This is a genomic window from Rubellimicrobium roseum (assembly GCF_006152145.1).
Taxonomy (GTDB): domain Bacteria; phylum Pseudomonadota; class Alphaproteobacteria; order Rhodobacterales; family Rhodobacteraceae; genus Rubellimicrobium; species Rubellimicrobium roseum.
Window position 1 is genome coordinate 53737 of sequence record NZ_VDFV01000003.1, and the last position, 16452, is coordinate 70188.

Genomic DNA, 16452 nt, shown 5'->3' on the forward strand with positions numbered 1-16452 from the left:
AATCTCAGCGGGCCGCGCGGTTGCCTATGGCATAGGCGCCGTCGCCCAGCAGGGCCTGCACGAGGAGGGTGACGGTCCAGAAGGCGGGATATTCCCAGCCACCGCCCGCGTTCGAGAAGAAAAAGCCGGCCGAGCCGTGGCCGAAATAGGCGGCCCCGACCATCACCGGGACGAGCAGCAGCGACACCCAGCGGGTCGCCATCCCGGCGATCAGGGCAAGCCCGCCCAGAAGCTCGACGGCTATGGTGACATAGGCCAGCGCGGCGGGCAGGCCGATGGAGGCGAAGTAGCCGGCGGTGCCCGATGGCGTGAAGACGGCGATCTTCATCCAGGCGTGGAGGACGAAGAGCACGCCCATGGCGACGCGGAGAAGAAACGCCGCGAGATCGGCTTGGGACGGGGTGGCGCGGGACGCCGTGGCGGTGGCGAAGGTCATGGTCGTGGTCCTCGATTGAGATTGCCCGGACGGGCTTGCCACCTCCATATGCATCAGGTCCGCCACGTCGATAATCCAGGGGAGCGGAAGAACATTCCATCCTCCCGGGAAGGAATGGCCCTACGTGCCGCGCAGGCCACGAACCAGGGTCTCGATCAACACGCGCACCTTGGCGGCCGGATGGCGGCCAGAGGGCGTCATGGCAAAGATCCCATGCGGCGCCTCCTCGCATCCCACGAGGCACCGTTCCACGTGCCCGGCCCGAAGAGCCTCGGTCACCACGAAGTCGGGAAGATAGGCGATACCCAAGCCCGCCTCCGCAGCGGCCAGGCACACGGAGGCGTTCGAGAAGGTGAGCCGTCCCGCGACGGTTACCTGACGTCCGTCCCCGAACGTCCAGCGATGCGGGTCGCGTCGGTTGGTGTCGATAATGCAGTCATGGCGGGCGAGATCCTCGGGCCTCTCGGGCCGACCTTTTTCGGCCAGATAGCCGGGCGAGGCCACGGCCACGATCCGCGCCTCGGCCAGCTTGCGCGCGACCAGGGTGGAATCGCCGGGGCGCCCGACGCGGATCGCCATGTCGAAGCCTTCCTCGACGAGCCGGACCAGACGATCGGTGAAATCGACCTCCAGCGCGATCTGGGGAAAGTCGCCGGCGAACCGGGCCAGAAGCGGCGCCAGCCGCAGCGTGCCCAGTGTCAGCGGCGCCGAGACGCGCAGCCGGCCCTTGGGCACGGTTCCAGAGCTGCGCACCTCGGCATCGAGCGCGTCCAGCTCGTCCAGCAGTCCGCGAAGACGGTCATGATAAAGTTGGCCCGCCTCCGTCGGCTGAAGCGCCCGCGTGGTGCGGTGCAGGAGCCGCACGCCCAGCTCGGCCTCCAGCCGGGCCACCAGCTTGGAGGCCTGGCCCGAACTGGTTCCCAGCCGCTGCGCCGCCGCCGCAAAGCTGCCCGCCTCCATGACGGCCATGAACATGCGATCGGCGGCGAGGCGGTCCATGGCGGCTCCGGTCGGGGGGCGTCCGGAGCCTACGACCGGCCATGGGCGGCCGAAAGGGCGTCAGGCGGCCTGCTGCTCGGCCGCGGCGTTGATGACGCTCTCGGCGAGGTCGGTCAGGAGCTTGTCCGTCTTCTCCTCCTCGGCCAGAGTCTCGCGCAGGAGGTTCTCGGCGTCCGTGTTGCCCAGTTGCTTGGCCCAGGACGCGAGCGTGCCGTAGCGGCAGATCTCGTAGTGCTCGATGGCCTGCGCGGCGGCGAGCAGGCCCGCGTCGGCCGCAGGGGAGCCCTTGTACTCCTCCATGATCTCCTCGCCTTCCTCGACAAGGCCGTCCATGGCCGCGCAGGTCTTGCCTTGGGCGCGTTTGCCGATGGTCTCGAACACGCGCTGAAGGCGCTCGATCTGGCCCTCGGTCTCGTCGCGGTGCTGCTCGAAGGCCTGCTTCAGCTCGGCGTGCTGGGCCGCGCGGGCGTGCTTCTTGAGAGCCTGCAGGGCCTTTCGCTCGGCGTAGTAGGCGTCGCGAAGGCCGTCATGGAACAGTTTCTCCAAATTCGCGGCGGGCATAGGTCTCTCCATCCAATGGATCGTGAGCCTGACGAACGCTGCGCCCCCGCTGCTGTTCCCGTCCGTTTGCCGCCTAGGGCGGGTTTGCCGCTCATTGTCCAAGGACCTCTGGCCAGCCTCTCCTGTCCGCCTAGTTGCCGGCGAAGCCATCACATAGGAGGGCTCTTCCATGTTCCTGCGCGTCGACAAGCTCCAGATCGAGCTGCCACCCCCCAGGAAGCAGGACCCCAACGCCGCCTTCGCCCTCCAGGAGCTTCTGGGCGGCAAGTACGGCGAGATGTCCACGCTCGGAAATTACATGTTCCAGAGCTTCAACTTCCGCTCCAAGTCGAAGCTGAAGCCCTTCTACGAGCTGGTGGCCGCCATCACCGCCGAGGAGCTGGGGCATGTGGAGTTGGTCTCGAACGGCGTGGCGATGCTGGCCAACGGGCCGGACGCGGCGGCGGACGATTCGGGGACCGGCGGCGACATCAGCGAGGGGCCCTTCGGGCAGATGCAGGACATCCGTCTGGCCGCAGGCTTCCTGTCGCACGGCGGCGGGGCGGTGCCGATCGACTCGAACGGGATGAGCTGGAACAAGGACTTCGTGACCACGACCGGCAACGTGGTCTTCGACCTCCTCCACAACTTCCATCTGGAATGCGGGGCGCGGCTGCACAAGCTGCGCGTCTACGAGACGCTGGACAGCTCCGACGCCACGGGTCGCGAGGTCTGCGGTTACCTGCTCGTGCGCGGCTCGGTCCACGCCCACGCCTATGCCTTGGCGCTCAAGAAGCTGACCGGCGTCGCCATCGAGCAGATGCTGCCCACGCCCAACATTCCGCTGGGCAATATACCGGAATGCCAGAAGTACCTGCAGGAGGGCGCGCACCGGCGGCTCTATACCTTCTCGCCCTCGGATTACAGCGCGATCCGGGGCATCTGGGAAGGCGAGATGGCCCTGCCCACCGACCCGCCGGGCGAACTGGTCGTGGTCGAGGGAATGCCGGACGGCGGGCGCATCCACGACCTCGTGGGCCAGCCCTCGGCCTTCACGCCCGACTACGCGCCCGAGGAGTTCTACGAGATCGCGAGCAGGCTGACGCAGAAGGCCCATCAGGGGGCGGGCTCCCTCTAGGACGCTCGCGCTGTCCCGGCGCAGTGCTAAGGTCCCTCCGTCTTCACGGAGGGACCATGTCGATCTATGAAATCCGCGACCCGCGTTTCCGCGCCTTGATCCAGCCTTCGGCGCGTCTCGACCACCTTGGCACCGGCCTGCGCTGGGCCGAAGGGCCGGTCTGGTTCCCGGCGCACCAGGCTCTCTATCTCAGCGACATCCCCAACGACCGCATCCTGCGCTGGACCGAGGGCACGGGCCTGTCAGCCTTCCGGACGGCTGTCGGTTACACCAACGGTCACACCCGCGACCGCGAGGGACGGTTGGTGAGCTGCTCGCACGGGACACGCTCGGTGGTCCGCACCGAGCACGACGGCACGACGACGATCCTCGCGGAGAGCTACGGCGGCCGGTGGCTCAACTCGCCCAATGACGTGGTCGTGGCGCGCGACGGGGCCGTGTGGTTCAGCGATCCGACCTACGGCATCCTGTCGGACTACGAGGGCTACGAGTCGGTGCCCGAGCAGGACGAGAACGCCGTCTATCGCATCCCGCCCGGTGGCGGAGAGCCCGAGCGAGTGGCGACGGGCTTCGTCCAGCCGAATGGCTTGGCCTTCTCGCCGGACGAGTCGCGGCTCTATGTCGCCGAGAGCGGGTCGAGCCATGACGATGCGGTGCCATCCGTGCTGCGGGTCTTCGAGATGGAGAACGGGCGGCTGGGGGAGGGCAGGGTCTTCGCCCATGTGGAACCGGGTCCCCCGGACGGTCTGCGGGTGGACGCGCGAGGGAACGTCTGGTGCTCGGCCGCCGACGGCGTTCAGGTCTTCTACCCCGATGGCACGTTGATCGGCAAGATTCTCGTGCCCGAGCGGGTGGCGAATCTCTGCTTCGGGGGGCCGCGCGGCAATCGGCTCTTCTTGGCCGCCACGACCTCGGTCTATGCGGTCTACGTCAATGCGCGGGCAGCAGCCTGAATGCGAAAGGGGCGACCGTTAGGTCGCCCCTGTCACGCCGGATGATTGGAGCGGGCGATGAGATTCGAACTCACGACCCTTACCTTGGCAAGGTAATGCTCTACCCCTGAGCTACGCCCGCGCTCCGTGGGAGGGTATCTACCGATAGGCGCGGAGGGCTGCAAGAGGTCGCGAAAGCATTTCCGCAAGGATCTTGGGGGACGCGCCAGAAACGAAAAGGGCGGCCCGAAGGCCGCCCCATCACGACGGAGACTGGAGCGGGCGATGAGATTCGAACTCACGACCCTTACCTTGGCAAGGTAATGCTCTACCCCTGAGCTACGCCCGCCCGTTCCGTGATGGGGTGTCTACTCATCGCTGCATCACGCTGCAAGGGGAGAAATGCCCGCTTGCCGCCGGGTCGTCAGGCGGCAGGCTGTCCGCGCTCCGCCTCCTCGGCCAGGCGGCGCTGTCGCCGCTGCTTCCAGAGGTTCAGACCTTCGACTCCGCCGGCAAAGACCATGGCGGCGTAGATGAAGCCACGCTCCACGTGGAAGTGGAAGCCATCCGCCACCAGTGCCATGCCCACCATCACCAGGAAAGCCAAGGCCAGCATCTTGGTCGAGGGATGGTTCTCGATGAAGTTCGCTATGGGGTTCGCCGCGACCATCATGATGACGATGGCGATCACGATGGCGGCGACCATTACCGGGATGTGGTCGGCTATGCCCACGGCGGTGATGACGCTGTCCAGCGAGAACACGAGGTCGAGAACGACGATCTGCGCGATCACCGCCGCGAAAGAGGCATGGACGACAGCATCTGTTCCATGGTGACCGCCGTTACCCTCTACATCCTGAAAGATCTCGTTAGCGCCCTTGTAGATCAGGAACAGGCCACCCCCGATCAGGATCACGTCGCGCCAACTGAGTCCGAATCCCGCGATGGTGACGAAGGGCTCGGTCAGTCCGATGATCCAGGCAATCGAGAGGAGCAGCAGCACCCGCATGATGAGTGCGAGCAGGAGCCCGACAAGTCGGGCTCGGGCGCGCTGCTGCTCGGGCAGGCGCTGGGAGATGATGGACAGGAAGATGACGTTGTCCACTCCCAGCACGATCTCCAGGATCGTCAGGGTGAGGAACGAGGCCCAGACGGCCGGGTCCGAGAACAGCTCGATCATGATGTGGCGCCGTATCGTTCAAGGGCGGGCGCCGCCCAGCGGCGCGCTTGTTTGCACAATGACCTTACGCGCGCCGGGGTTCCGACTGCCATAGCGAACGATGGTCGTGGGTGCGGTCGCCTAGCGTCCGGGGTGGCCGTCCCAGAAAACATTGAAGGTCCGGCGCAGGCCGGTTGGCCTTGCCACGCCACAGTTCAAGGTGCAGCCAGGCATGAACCAACGCCCGCACCTGGGATGCAGCCTGGCTGTTGACACGCAGTAGGCAGCCAGCGACTGAAGCGGCTTCGTAGCGGATCGGATCACCCAATCCTTCGGTCAGGAGCCATCTTACGTGGTCAAAAGTGACGGCCTCGGCGCCGGTCAGGGCACAGGCTTTCCCGAGCTTTGGCCAAGGCTCTGCAACGTCGTCCTTAGCGACCTCGCCAGTGACCCGTACGTGTATAAAGATCACGCAGGCCGGTCTGCCGAGCAGACATGGACGCCCCTCGTCAATGTCCCTCTGTTAAGGCCTGCCAAGGTTTGTGCAAAGAAGCCGAGCCGTAGGATTGTCCAGTCGCGCGGTCTCGATATTTCGATGGAGCAGGAAGTGGAACGTTTCGGTCCCTTGTCCCGACAGGTAGGCGATCGACCCCGCGCGCCCGGCCCGGATGCGGGCCACGAAGGGAACCAGCGGCCTGGGCCGCAGCCTAGGCAGCGCGATCAGGAACACCCTCGCATGCCTTGCCGCGTGGCGTCCCAGGTGTCGAAGGCGAAGCGGGCAGCAATCGCGCCGCTGGACACCCTGACCAAGCCATGAGGCACGCCAGCTCGGACGGCGAGACCTCGATCCAACGCCGCCTCAACCACGGCCGTTGTTGTCCGTCGACCTGGTGACGGGGATCGCCATCGTGCCCTTCTGACCTTGGCGTGCCTAGACGAGGGCCGAGCCCAGCAAGGCCAGGGCGGCGAGCGCCAGCATGGTCAGGGTCAGCATCATCCCAAGAGGCCGAAGCGGTCCCAGAGCACGACGGGGGCGAGAGCCATGGAATGGATGAGTCGGCCGGACAGCAGCATCAACCCAAGGCCATGCAGGAGCGTGGCGCCCCAGTCCGCCAGTTCCAGCAGCCCCAGAAGCATTATCCCCAGCGGTGCGTACTCGGCGCAGTTCCCCTGGGCCCGCAGACGATGCAGCATCTCGGGGTCCCCACCGTCGCCGAGGCTGATGCGGCGGCCCCGCCGGTACAAGATGACCCGCGCGGTGAGCCCCAGGAACAGCGTCGTCAGCAGCGCCGCATAAAGGGACGTCACCGGCAGGGCCATGTCAGCCGATCTCCACCAGAAGGTCCTTGGCGTCGATCTGTGCGCCAGGCTGGACGTGGACAGCCTTGATTGTCCCGTCGCGGTCGGCGTGGATGCCCGTCTCCATCTTCATCGCCTCGATGGTGAGGAGAAGGTCGCCCGCCTTCACGGGCTTGCCCGCCTGGGCCGCGACCGTCGCCACCACGCCCGGCATGGGCGCGCCGACGTGGAGCGGGTTCCCAACCTCGGCCTTGGGCCGGCGCTGCGCCAGCGCAGCGGCCGAGCGGTTCGGCACCCGGATCGTGCGCGGCTGGCCGTTCAGTTCGAAGAAGACGCGGACCTCGCCCTCGGCCGTGGTCTCGCCCACGGCCTGAAGCCGGATCTCCAGCGTCTTGCCGGGGTCGATCTCGGCGCTGATCTCCTCGCCTTGATCCATGCCGTAGAAGAAGGTCTTGGTCGGCAGGGTCCGCACGGGGCCGTAGGCCTTGTGGCGGCTCATGTAGTCTGAGAAGACCTTGGGATACATGAGATATCCGTTCAGGTCCTCGTCGTCGAGCGGGGGCACGTCCAGGTCGGCGCTGGCCTTGGCCCGGACCGCCTCGATGTCCACCGGCGGCATATGCGCGCCAGGACGGTCCGTGATCGGCGCGTCGCCCTTGAGCACCTTGCGCTGCAGCGTCTCGGGCCAGCCGCCCGGGGGCTGGCCGAGATTGCCTTTGAGCATGTCCACGACCGAGTCGGGGAAGGCCACCTCGGTCGCCGGGTCCTCGACCTGCGCGCGCGTCAGGCCTTGGGCGACCATCATCAGGGCCATGTCGCCCACCACCTTGGATGAGGGCGTGACCTTCACGATGTCGCCGAACATCATGTTGGCGTCGGCATAGGCTTGGGCGACCTCGTGCCAGCGCTCCTCCAGCCCCAGGCTCCGCGCCTGCGCCTTGAGGTTGGTGAACTGCCCGCCCGGCATCTCGTGCAGGTAGACCTCGGAGGCAGGAGCCTGAAGGCTCGACTCGAAGGCGCAGTACTGGGCCCGCACGGCCTCCCAATAGTTGCTGATCCGGCGAATGGCCGCGATGTCGAGCCCGGTGTCGCAGTCGGTGTGGCGCAGCGCCTCGACGATGGAGCCCAGGCAGGCCTGCGAGGTGCCGCCCGAGAAGGCGTCCATCGCCGCGTCCACCGCGTCCACGCCGGCGTCGGCCGCCGCCAGGATCGTCGCCACCGCCGCGCCCGAGGTGTCGTGGGTGTGGAAGTGGATCGGCATGCCCACCTCCTCCTTGAGCGCCTTGATGAGGACACGCGCGGCGGGCGCCTTGAGGAGCCCCGCCATATCCTTGAGGCCCAGAACATGGGCGCCGGCCGCCTCCAGTTCCTTGGCCATGGCGACGTAGTACTTGAGGTCGTACTTCGAGCGGTCGGGGTCGAGGATGTCGCCCGTGTAGCAGATCGCCGCCTCGCAGACCTTCTCGGCCTCGATCACCGCGTCCATGGCGACGCGCATGTTCTCGACCCAGTTGAGCGAGTCGAAGACGCGGAACACGTCCACGCCGGACTCGGCGGCCTGGGCCACGAAGAACTGCACCACGTTGTCGGGGTAGTTGGTGTAGCCCACCCCGTTCGAGGCCCGCAGAAGCATCTGCGTCATGATGTTGGGCATCCGCGCCCGGATGTCGCGCAGCCGCTGCCAGGGGCATTCCTGCAGGAAGCGGTAGGCCACATCGAAGGTCGCGCCGCCCCAGCATTCGACCGAGAAGAGCCCGGGCATCATCTGCGCGTAGGCGGGCGCCGCGTTGATCATGTCGATCGAGCGCATCCGGGTGGCGAGCAGCGACTGGTGGCCGTCCCGCATCGTCGTGTCGGTGACAAGGAGCCGGGTCTGCGCCTTCATCCACTCTGCGACGGCCTTGGGGCCTTTCTCATCGAGGAGCTGCCGCGTCCCGGCCTGCCACGTGCCCAGCGCCTGAACCGGGGGCTTGGCTTTTCGGGCGTCGGCGGCGGGCTTGGCGCGACCGGCGGTCTCGGGGTGGCCGTTCACCGTGATGTCGGCGATGTAGGTCAGGATCTTGGTCGCCCGGTCCTGCCGCTTGGCGAACTCGAACAGGTCCGGCGTCGTGTCGATGAACTTGGTCGTGTACCGGTTCGACAGGAAGGTCGGGTGCTTGAGCAGATTGATGACGAAGTCGATGTTCGTCGATACGCCCCGGATGCGGAACTCGCGCAGGGCGCGGTCCATGCGGGCGATGGCCATCTCGGGCGTGGGCGCGCGCGCCGTGACCTTGGTCAGGAGCGAGTCGTAGTAGCGGGTGATGACCGCGCCCGAATAGGCCGTGCCGCCGTCGAGCCGGATACCCGGGCCGGTGGCGCTGCGATAGGTCAGGATGCGCCCGTAGTCGGGGATGAAGTTGTTCGCCGGGTCCTCGGTCGTCACGCGGCACTGGAGCGCGTGGCCGTCGAGCTTCACGTCCTCCTGCCGGGCGGCGCCGGTGGCTTCGGCGAGGCTCTTGCCCTCTTCCAGCAGGATCTGGGCGCGCACGATGTCGATGCCGGTGACCTCCTCGGTCACGGTGTGCTCGACCTGAACGCGGGGGTTCACCTCGATGAAGTAGAACTTGCCCGAGTCCATATCCATCAGGAACTCGACGGTGCCCGCGCATTCGTAGTTGACCGCGCGCGTGAGGCGGACGGCCATCTCGCAGACCTCCTCGCGCTGCTCCTGCGTGAGGTAGGGGGCGGGGGCGCGCTCCACGACCTTCTGGTTGCGCCGCTGGACGGAACAGTCACGCTCCCACAGGTGATAGATGTTGCCCTGCTTGTCGCCGAGGATCTGCACCTCGACGTGGCGGGCGCGCAGGATCATCTTCTCGAGGTAGCCCTCGCCGTTGCCAAAGGCGGCCTCGGCCTCGCGCCGGCCCTCCAGCACCTTGGTCTCCAACTCGTCCTCGGACAGGATCGGGCGCATGCCCCGGCCGCCGCCGCCCCAGGAGGCCTTGAGCATCAGCGGATAGCCGATCCCGGCGGCCTCGCGCTTGATGGCCTCCATGTCGTCGCCCAGGACCTCGGTCGCCGGGATCACGGGCACGCCGGCCTGGATCGCCACGCGCCGCGCGCTGGCCTTGTCGCCCAAGGCCCGCATGGTCGCGGCGGTGGGGCCGATGAAGACGATTCCCTCGGCCTCGCAGGCGTCCACGAGGTCGGGGTTCTCGGACAGGAGCCCGTAGCCCGGATGGATCGCGTCGGCGCCCGACATCTTGGCGACGCGAATGATCTCGGGGATCGACAGGTAGGCCTGCACGGGCCCCAGCCCCTCGCCGATGCGATAGGCCTCGTCGGCCTTGAAGCGGTGGAGACCCAGCTTGTCCTCTTCGGCATAGACCGCGACGGTGCGCTTGCCCATCTCGTTGGCGGCCCGCATGACCCGGATGGCGATCTCGCCCCGGTTGGCGATCAGGATCTTCTGGAATTCGGGCATGGGCGGGCTCCGCTTAAGGACGCGGCACATTAGGCGCGCCGCGACGCAGCGCAAGGGTCGGATTGCGACGCTCCCGAGCGTGCTCACGGCGCTTGCCGGAACATAACACGAACGAGAGCCTTTCCTTGAAACGAGGGTCGGGATAGGGTCCGGGGCCATGAGCCTTTCGCCTGACTCCGACCTCCCGCTTTCGCGCCGCGCCATGGCCGGCGCGGTTCCCCGGATGCCCTATCTGGACGACCTCAACCCCGCGCAGCGCGCGGCGGTCGAGGCGCTGGACGGGCCGGTGCTGATGCTCGCGGGGGCGGGCACCGGCAAGACCAAGGCGCTGACGGCGCGGATCGCGCATCTGCTTGCGACGGGCAAGGCGCGGCCCAACGAGGTGCTGGCCGTCACCTTCACCAACAAGGCCGCGCGCGAGATGCGCGACCGCATCGGCCGCATGGTGGGCGAGGCGGTCGAGGGGATGCCCTGGCTTGGCACCTTCCACGCGATCTGCGTGAAGCTCCTGCGGCGGCACGCCGAGCTGGTGGGGCTCCGGTCGAACTTCACGATTCTCGACACCGACGACCAGATCCGGCTCCTGAAGCAGCTCGTGCAGGCGGCGGGCATCGACGAGAAGCGCTGGCCGGCGCGGCAGCTGTCCCACATCATCGACGGGTGGAAGAACCGGGCGCTCACGCCGGGCAACATCCCGGCAGCGGACGTGGCGGCCTTCGATCACAAGGGGGTGGACCTGTATGCCGCCTACCAGCAGCGGCTCAAGGATCTGAACGCCGTCGACTTCGGCGACATCCTCCTGCACGTCATCGGCATCTTCAAGGCGCATGAGGACGTGCTGGCCCAGTACCAGCGCTGGTTCCGCTACATCCTCGTGGACGAGTACCAGGACACCAACATCGCGCAGTACCTCTGGCTGCGGCTCCTGGCGCAGGGGCACCGCAACATCTGCTGCGTGGGCGACGACGACCAGTCGATCTACGGCTGGCGCGGGGCCGAGGTGGGCAACATCCTGCGCTTCGAGCAGGACTTCCCCGGTGCGACCGTGGTGCGGCTGGAGCAGAACTACCGCAGTACGCCGCATATCCTCGCCGCCGCGTCCTCGGTGATCGCGGGGAACAAGGGGCGGCTTGGGAAGACGCTCTGGACCGCCTTGGGCGAGGGGGAGAAGGTCCGGCTCATCGGCCATTGGGACGGCGAGGAGGAGGCACGCTGGATCGGCGAGGAGATCGAGGCCATGCAGCGCGGCACCCGCGGCATGGACCCGATCGACTTGGACGGTATCGCCATCCTCGTGCGGGCGTCCCACCAGATGCGCAGCTTCGAGGACCGATTCCTGACCATCGGGCTGCCCTACCGCGTGATCGGCGGCCCACGCTTCTACGAGCGGCAGGAGATCCGGGACGCCATGGCCTATTTCCGGCTGGCGGTGTCCCCGGACGACGACCTCGCCTTCGAGCGGATCGTGAACACCCCCAAGCGTGGCTTGGGCGACAAGGCGATCCAGACGATCCAGGTCTGCGCCCGGCAGAACAAGGTGAGCCTGCTCGACGGTGCGCGGATCGCAGCCGAGACCAAGCTGGTCGCGGGCAAGGGCGGGAACGAGCTGCGCGTCTTCGTGCAGGCCATGGAGCGCTGGCACGATCAGGTCGTGCGCGAGGGCGACACCCATGTGGAGCTCGCGCAGATGATCCTGGACGAGTCGGGCTACACCGCAATGTGGCAGAACGACAAGTCGCCCGAGGCGGCGGGGCGGCTCGAGAATCTCAAGGAGCTGGTGAAGGCGCTGGAGGAGTTCGACTCGCTCCAGGGCTTCCTCGAACACGTGGCGCTGGTCATGGACAACGCGGCCGAGGGGGGCGAGGAGAAGGTGTCGATCATGACGCTCCACGCCGCCAAGGGGCTGGAGTTCCCGGCGGTGTTCCTGCCCGGCTGGGAGGATGGGCTGTTCCCCTCGCAGCGATCCCTGGACGAGGGGGGCCTCAAGGGCCTGGAGGAGGAGCGGCGGCTCGCCTACGTGGGCATCACGCGGGCGGAGCGGGTGGCGACCATCTCCTTCGCCGGGAACCGGCGGGTGCACGGGCAGTGGCAAAGCTCCCTTCCGAGCCGGTTCATCGACGAACTGCCCAAGGACCATGTGGAGATCCTGACGCCGCCCGGCCTGTATGGCGGCGGCTACGGCGCGGCGGGCATGGCGATGGGCGCGAGCCCCGTGCTGCAAGCGGCCGAGGCCTCGGATCTCATGAACCGGGCGGCGCGGGCCGATGTCTACGCGAGCCCCGGCTGGCGCCGGCTCCAGGCGCGGGCGCAGGTGCGGCCGATGCGCGAACCGGGCGAGTCGCGCGGCCTGACCATCGACGCCACGGCCGAGTCCTCCTTCACGCTGGGCGACCGGGTGTTCCACCAGAAGTTCGGCTATGGCCGGATCGTAGGCGCCGAGGGCGACAAGCTCGACATCGCCTTCGAGAAGGCGGGCGAGAAGAAGGTCGTGGCCAAGTTCGTCGTGCCCGCGCCGGGCGGCGGCGGGGACGACGTGCCGTTCTGATCTGAGGGGCGTCCGCATCGGGGCCTGTCTCCTGTGTGTTGGAGACAGGATGGGCGCGGAGGGTTAACGAAGTCTGATAGCACCGAGCGTTGCGCGGTCGCAGGGATTTTTCATGTGTGGCAGCTACTTAGTCGTTAACGGCGGATTAAGGCCTGTGGGGAGCGTCGTGCCGATCCGGTCATCCGGTCGAGGCCGAGTCCGCATGGTAACGGCGCATCCACTCATGGGTGGTGGCGTCCGCCAGCTTGGCGACGCCGGGCCTGAGGGCGTCAGGAGCGGGCTGGGGAAGGCCCAGGGCCCCCAGGATGCGACCCAGGGTGGCCGAAGGATCGGCTGAGAGACGTTCGTAGGCGACCGGCAGCGGCTCGATGCCCTGTTCGTCGAACCAGGTCCGCCAGGCGGAGTCGTGGCCCTCCAGCTCGGCCACCTTGCGCGCGATCCGGTCGAAGTCGTAGGCCGGCTCTTTCGGCGGGGCGAGGCGTTCTAGCTCGGTGCCGTCGGGGGCAACGTGCCATAGGCCGGTCTGCTCGGCTTTCACCAGCGACACGGCCTGCCCGAGCTTGTCCACGCGAGACAGGTGGATGTAGAGGACCCTGCCGAAGGCCGCCTCCAGACGGGCCCTGTCGGACGGCAGATCCGGGAACACCTGCCCGATCAGGGCCGACAGGCCGTCGAGGTCCCTTCTCATGAGTCGGAGGCCGAAGACTCCAGTCTGTCCGCGGCCTACCTTTTTAGCCGCTTCGAGATGGGAAGCCGCGTGGCCGGGGGTGTCCCGAGCGCTTCGGCCCGGAAAGCCCCACCGCTCGACCCAGACGGGATCGAGGTCGGTCATGAAGTACGAGTCCGGGCACCCGGCGACCTTCGTGGAGGCCAGCAGGTCGCAGAGCAGCGTGCTCCCTGTCCTTGGAGTTGCGCAGATGATGTAGGCGTCCATCAAAAGGCCCCCGGGTCGGTGATCCGCCGTCTCCGCATGGCCGGTCCGGCGACCTCAGAATGCTTTCAGGATCGGCCAGAGCGTCGCAACGAGCAGGAGCGCCATAGTGACGTTGAAGGCGCGGAAGCGGGCGGGGGAGGTCAGGATGCGGCGCATCTCCTGGCCCAGCATGGCCCAGGCCGAGATGCAGGGCAGGTTGATCGCGCCGAAGACGGCGGCGACGAGGAGGACCGCGCCGAGGCTCTGGTCGGCGGCGTAGAAGGTGAGGGCCGAGATCACCATCATCCAGCCCTTGGGGTTGACCCACTGGAAGGCCGCCGCCTGCCAGAAGGTGAGGGGACGGGCGGCGCGGGGCGCCTCGGGCGTCGAGGGCTTGGCCGTGGCGATCTTCCAGGCGAGCCAGAGGAGATAGACGACCGCGAAGATCTCGAGCGCCGAATGCGCCCAGGGCAGGGCTTCGAAGATGCCGTGGAGGCCGAGGCCCACGGCGACGATCATGGCGGTGAAGCCGAGCCCTACGCCCAGCATGTGCGGCAGCGACCGGCGCAGGCCGAAGTTCGCGCCCGACGCCATGAGCATGAGGTTGTTGGGCCCGGGCGTGATCGAGGACACGAAGGCGAAGCCGGCGAGGGCGGGGAGGAGATCGAGCGTGGTCATGATGCGCAATCCTACGGCGCAGACGGGTACATGGGATTGCGAAATCGCGCGTGATGGCGGTAGGATCGCAATCCATGACGGATCTGGATGCCATCGACGAACGCATATTGCGCGAGCTGCGCCGGGACGGGCGGATCTCGAACCTGCACCTGTCGGAGCGGGTGGGGTTGTCAGCTTCGGCCACGCTGCGGCGGGTCGAGGCGCTGGAGCGCCGGGGCGTCATCCGGGGCTACCGGGCGGTGCTGGACGGCGCGCAGGTGGGACGGGGCTACGTGGTCTATGTCGCCGTGGGCCTGAGCGAGCACGGCAAGGCCGCGCAGAAGGGCTTCGAGGCGGCCATGCGGGCCGCGCCCGAGGTGGTCGAGGTCCACAACATCGCGGGGGCTTTCGAATACCTGCTGCGGGTCGAGGCGCGGGACCTGGCCGCCTACAAGGCCTTCCATACGGACGTGCTGGGGACGGTGCCGGCGGTGCGGTCGATCACCAGCTATATTGTCATGGAGTCCCCGAAGGACGAGCGAGCCTGACCGCCCCCAGGTCGAGGAGGTGGAAGGCCACGCCCGCCACGAGGCCCCAGAACGCCGCGCCGATCCCAAAGGCCGCGACGCCCGAGGCCGTCACCGCGAGCGTCACCACGGCCGGGACTCGGGTGGCGGCGGCGTTCGTGGCGCCCGTCAGCGCCCCGGTCAGCGGCCCGAGAAGCGCGATGGCGACGATGCCGGCCACGAGCGAGGGCGGCAGCGCCGCGATGGCGGCGATGACGAGGGGCGAGGCGAGGCCCAGCGCCACCCAGATGCCGGCATAGGCGAGGCCGACGATCCAGCGGCGGCCCTTGTCCGGGTGCACGTCGTCGCCCAGGCAGATCGCGGCGGTGATCGCGGCCATGCTGACCGGATGGGCCCCGAAGAGCCCGGCGCCCGCCGACAGGAGTCCCGTGGTGGTGAGCGCCGCGCCCACGGGGGGCTCGTAGCCCGCCGCGCGCAGGGTGGCGAAGCCGGGCAGGTTCTGGGATGCCATGGTCACGAGCGCGAGGGGAACGGCGAGGCCCATGAGCACGCCCGCGTCGAATTCGGGCCGGACGAGGACGAGCGCGGGAAGGCCTGCGACGGCCGGCGCGTGGGCGGCGCCGGTGAGGAAGGCGAGGGGGAGGCCGACGGCCAGCGCGGACAGCACCGCCCAAGCGGGGTTGCGCAGCCGCACCAGCGCAAAGATCGCGACCATGGGGCCGAGGAGGGCCGGCGATTCGGCCGCCGCCGGGGCGAGCTTGAGGACGAAGGGCAGCAGCACGCCCGCCAGCATCCCGGCCGCGATGGCGTCGGGAATCAGCGCCACGAGCCGGCCGAGCGGGCGGATCAGGCCCATCGCCGCGATCAGGAGGCCCGACAGGACGAAGGCTCCGGCCGCCTGCTCCATGGAAAGGCCCTGGGTGGCGGCGACCAGCGCCGCGCCCGGCGTGGACCAGGCCAGCACCATCGGCATCCGCGCCCAGAGGCTGAGCCCGGCGCTGCCCAGCGCCTTGGCGAGCGAGACGGCGAGCACCCAGGAGGCGGTCTGCTCGGGGCTCGCCCCCACAGCGGCGGCGGCGGCGAGCACCAGCGCCACCGTCGAGCCGAAGCCCACGAGCGCGGCCACAAGCGCCGCCGAAAGAAGGGATGCCCGCATCTGCCCTGTCCTGCCGTTGCGGGCGCGACCATGGCGGGTCGCGGCGGCGGACGGAAGGGGGGCTCAGATGCCCCAACGGGCCGCGCGGTGCCGGGCGCGGGCGACCGAGGGCGGCTCGGGTTCGGGCGGCGGAACGGGAGGAAGGCCCATGTCGTCGCGCAGGTGCGGGGGCAGGTGGTCGAGGATTTCCTCCTCGGCCAGACCGCGGCCGCGACCCTGCCCCGGCCGGCCCATGGTCGAGGCCGGATGGGCGTGGATGACGTCCATCAGGATGCCGAGGACCGAGCGGGGTCGGTCGAGATGGGTCGTGGCCATGCTATCCTCCCTGGGTCGGACCGCCACCGCAGGTCCGTTACCGCGAAGGATGCCCCGGGAGGCCCGGCCGCGTCCTGATGGAAGGCTGAAACCTCCACGAAAAAAACGGCGGTCGCCCAGGGAGGAGGGCGCCGCCGTCCGGTAGGAGCGGCCCAGGGAGGAGGAGAGGGCCGCCGTTCCGATGAGAATGCGACAGGACCAGGGAGGAGGAGAGGTCCCGCCGCAGTTCCGCACGACGCCCAGGGAGGAGGACGGGCGCCGGCGAAGTCGTGAATTCCGTGCGGCGGAGCCGGGGAGGATCGGCCCCGCCGCGAGCCGCCGACACCCAGGGAGGAGAAGGGCGCCGGCGTATTCCGTGCGGTGGAGCCCA

At 68.3% G+C, this 16452-nt stretch carries 14 protein-coding genes and 2 tRNA genes; 4 read left to right on the forward strand and 12 right to left on the reverse strand.

All coding sequences use genetic code 11. The features are described 5' to 3' along the window. Positions 1-4: 4 nt before the first annotated feature. From FHG71_RS04265 to FHG71_RS04275, 3 genes are all read right to left on the reverse strand, one after another. Positions 5-436 (reverse strand): DoxX family protein, encoded by a 432-nt coding sequence (locus FHG71_RS04265; RefSeq protein WP_139080390.1) that lies wholly within the window; start codon positions 434-436, stop codon positions 5-7. Between the two features lie 120 nt (positions 437-556). Next, positions 557-1435 (reverse strand): LysR family transcriptional regulator, encoded by an 879-nt coding sequence (locus FHG71_RS04270; protein WP_139080391.1) that lies wholly within the window; start codon positions 1433-1435, stop codon positions 557-559. A 60-nt stretch (positions 1436-1495) separates the two neighbouring features. Next, on the reverse strand, positions 1496-2008 hold the full coding sequence (locus tag FHG71_RS04275) for a YciE/YciF ferroxidase family protein (protein WP_425467322.1): 513 nt from the start codon (positions 2006-2008) through the stop codon (positions 1496-1498). Between the two features lie 157 nt (positions 2009-2165). On the opposite strand from FHG71_RS04275, the gene FHG71_RS04280 reads away from it, so the two are divergent. Then, entirely contained in the window at positions 2166-3113 is a 948-nt protein-coding gene (locus tag FHG71_RS04280) for a manganese catalase family protein (RefSeq protein WP_139080393.1), read from the forward strand. Positions 3114-3169: 56 nt separating this feature from the next. Next, positions 3170-4066, forward strand: a complete 897-nt coding sequence (locus tag FHG71_RS04285) for an SMP-30/gluconolactonase/LRE family protein (RefSeq protein ID WP_139080394.1) — start codon at positions 3170-3172, stop codon at positions 4064-4066. Positions 4067-4112: 46 nt separating this feature from the next. Here FHG71_RS04285 and FHG71_RS04290 read toward each other — a convergent pair. The 5 genes from FHG71_RS04290 to pyc form a co-directional block, all read right to left on the reverse strand. Beyond that, positions 4113-4187 (reverse strand) — tRNA-Gly (locus FHG71_RS04290). Between the two features lie 132 nt (positions 4188-4319). Beyond that, positions 4320-4394 (reverse strand) — tRNA-Gly (locus tag FHG71_RS04295). A 75-nt stretch (positions 4395-4469) separates the two neighbouring features. Continuing rightward, positions 4470-5225 (reverse strand): TerC family protein, encoded by a 756-nt coding sequence (locus FHG71_RS04300; protein WP_139080395.1) that lies wholly within the window; start codon positions 5223-5225, stop codon positions 4470-4472. A 972-nt stretch (positions 5226-6197) separates the two neighbouring features. Continuing rightward, complete coding sequence (locus FHG71_RS04305; protein ID WP_218014034.1) at positions 6198-6524, reverse strand: MAPEG family protein; 327 nt, start codon at positions 6522-6524, stop codon at positions 6198-6200. A gap of 1 nt (position 6525) precedes the next feature. Next, positions 6526-9969: a pyruvate carboxylase gene (gene pyc, locus FHG71_RS04310; protein WP_139080396.1), complete on the reverse strand. Its 3444-nt coding sequence runs from the start codon at positions 9967-9969 to the stop codon at positions 6526-6528. 157 nt (positions 9970-10126) lie between these two features. On the opposite strand from pyc, the gene FHG71_RS04315 reads away from it, so the two are divergent. Then, complete coding sequence (locus FHG71_RS04315; RefSeq protein ID WP_139080397.1) at positions 10127-12514, forward strand: ATP-dependent helicase; 2388 nt, start codon at positions 10127-10129, stop codon at positions 12512-12514. A gap of 178 nt (positions 12515-12692) precedes the next feature. On the opposite strand, the gene FHG71_RS04320 is transcribed toward FHG71_RS04315, so the two are convergent. Together FHG71_RS04320 and FHG71_RS04325 are read right to left on the reverse strand one after the other, a co-directional pair. Then, entirely contained in the window at positions 12693-13448 is a 756-nt protein-coding gene (locus FHG71_RS04320; RefSeq protein ID WP_139080398.1) for a Stf0 family sulfotransferase, read from the reverse strand. Positions 13449-13502: 54 nt separating this feature from the next. Further along, positions 13503-14105, reverse strand: coding sequence for a LysE family translocator (locus FHG71_RS04325; RefSeq protein ID WP_139080399.1), 603 nt, complete (start codon positions 14103-14105; stop codon positions 13503-13505). Between the two features lie 74 nt (positions 14106-14179). On the opposite strand from FHG71_RS04325, the gene FHG71_RS04330 reads away from it, so the two are divergent. After that, positions 14180-14632, forward strand: a complete 453-nt coding sequence (locus FHG71_RS04330) for an Lrp/AsnC family transcriptional regulator (RefSeq protein WP_139080400.1) — start codon at positions 14180-14182, stop codon at positions 14630-14632. Here the strand turns inward: FHG71_RS04330 and FHG71_RS04335 are convergent. Beyond that, entirely contained in the window at positions 14601-15767 is a 1167-nt protein-coding gene (locus tag FHG71_RS04335) for a benzoate/H(+) symporter BenE family transporter (protein ID WP_139080401.1), read from the reverse strand. The genes FHG71_RS04330 and FHG71_RS04335 overlap by 32 nt on opposite strands. A gap of 63 nt (positions 15768-15830) precedes the next feature. Next, positions 15831-16082 carry a hypothetical protein gene (locus FHG71_RS04340; protein ID WP_139080402.1) on the reverse strand — a complete coding sequence of 84 codons (252 nt, stop codon included), beginning with the start codon at positions 16080-16082 and terminating at the stop codon, positions 15831-15833. Between the last annotated feature and the right edge of the window lie 370 nt (positions 16083-16452).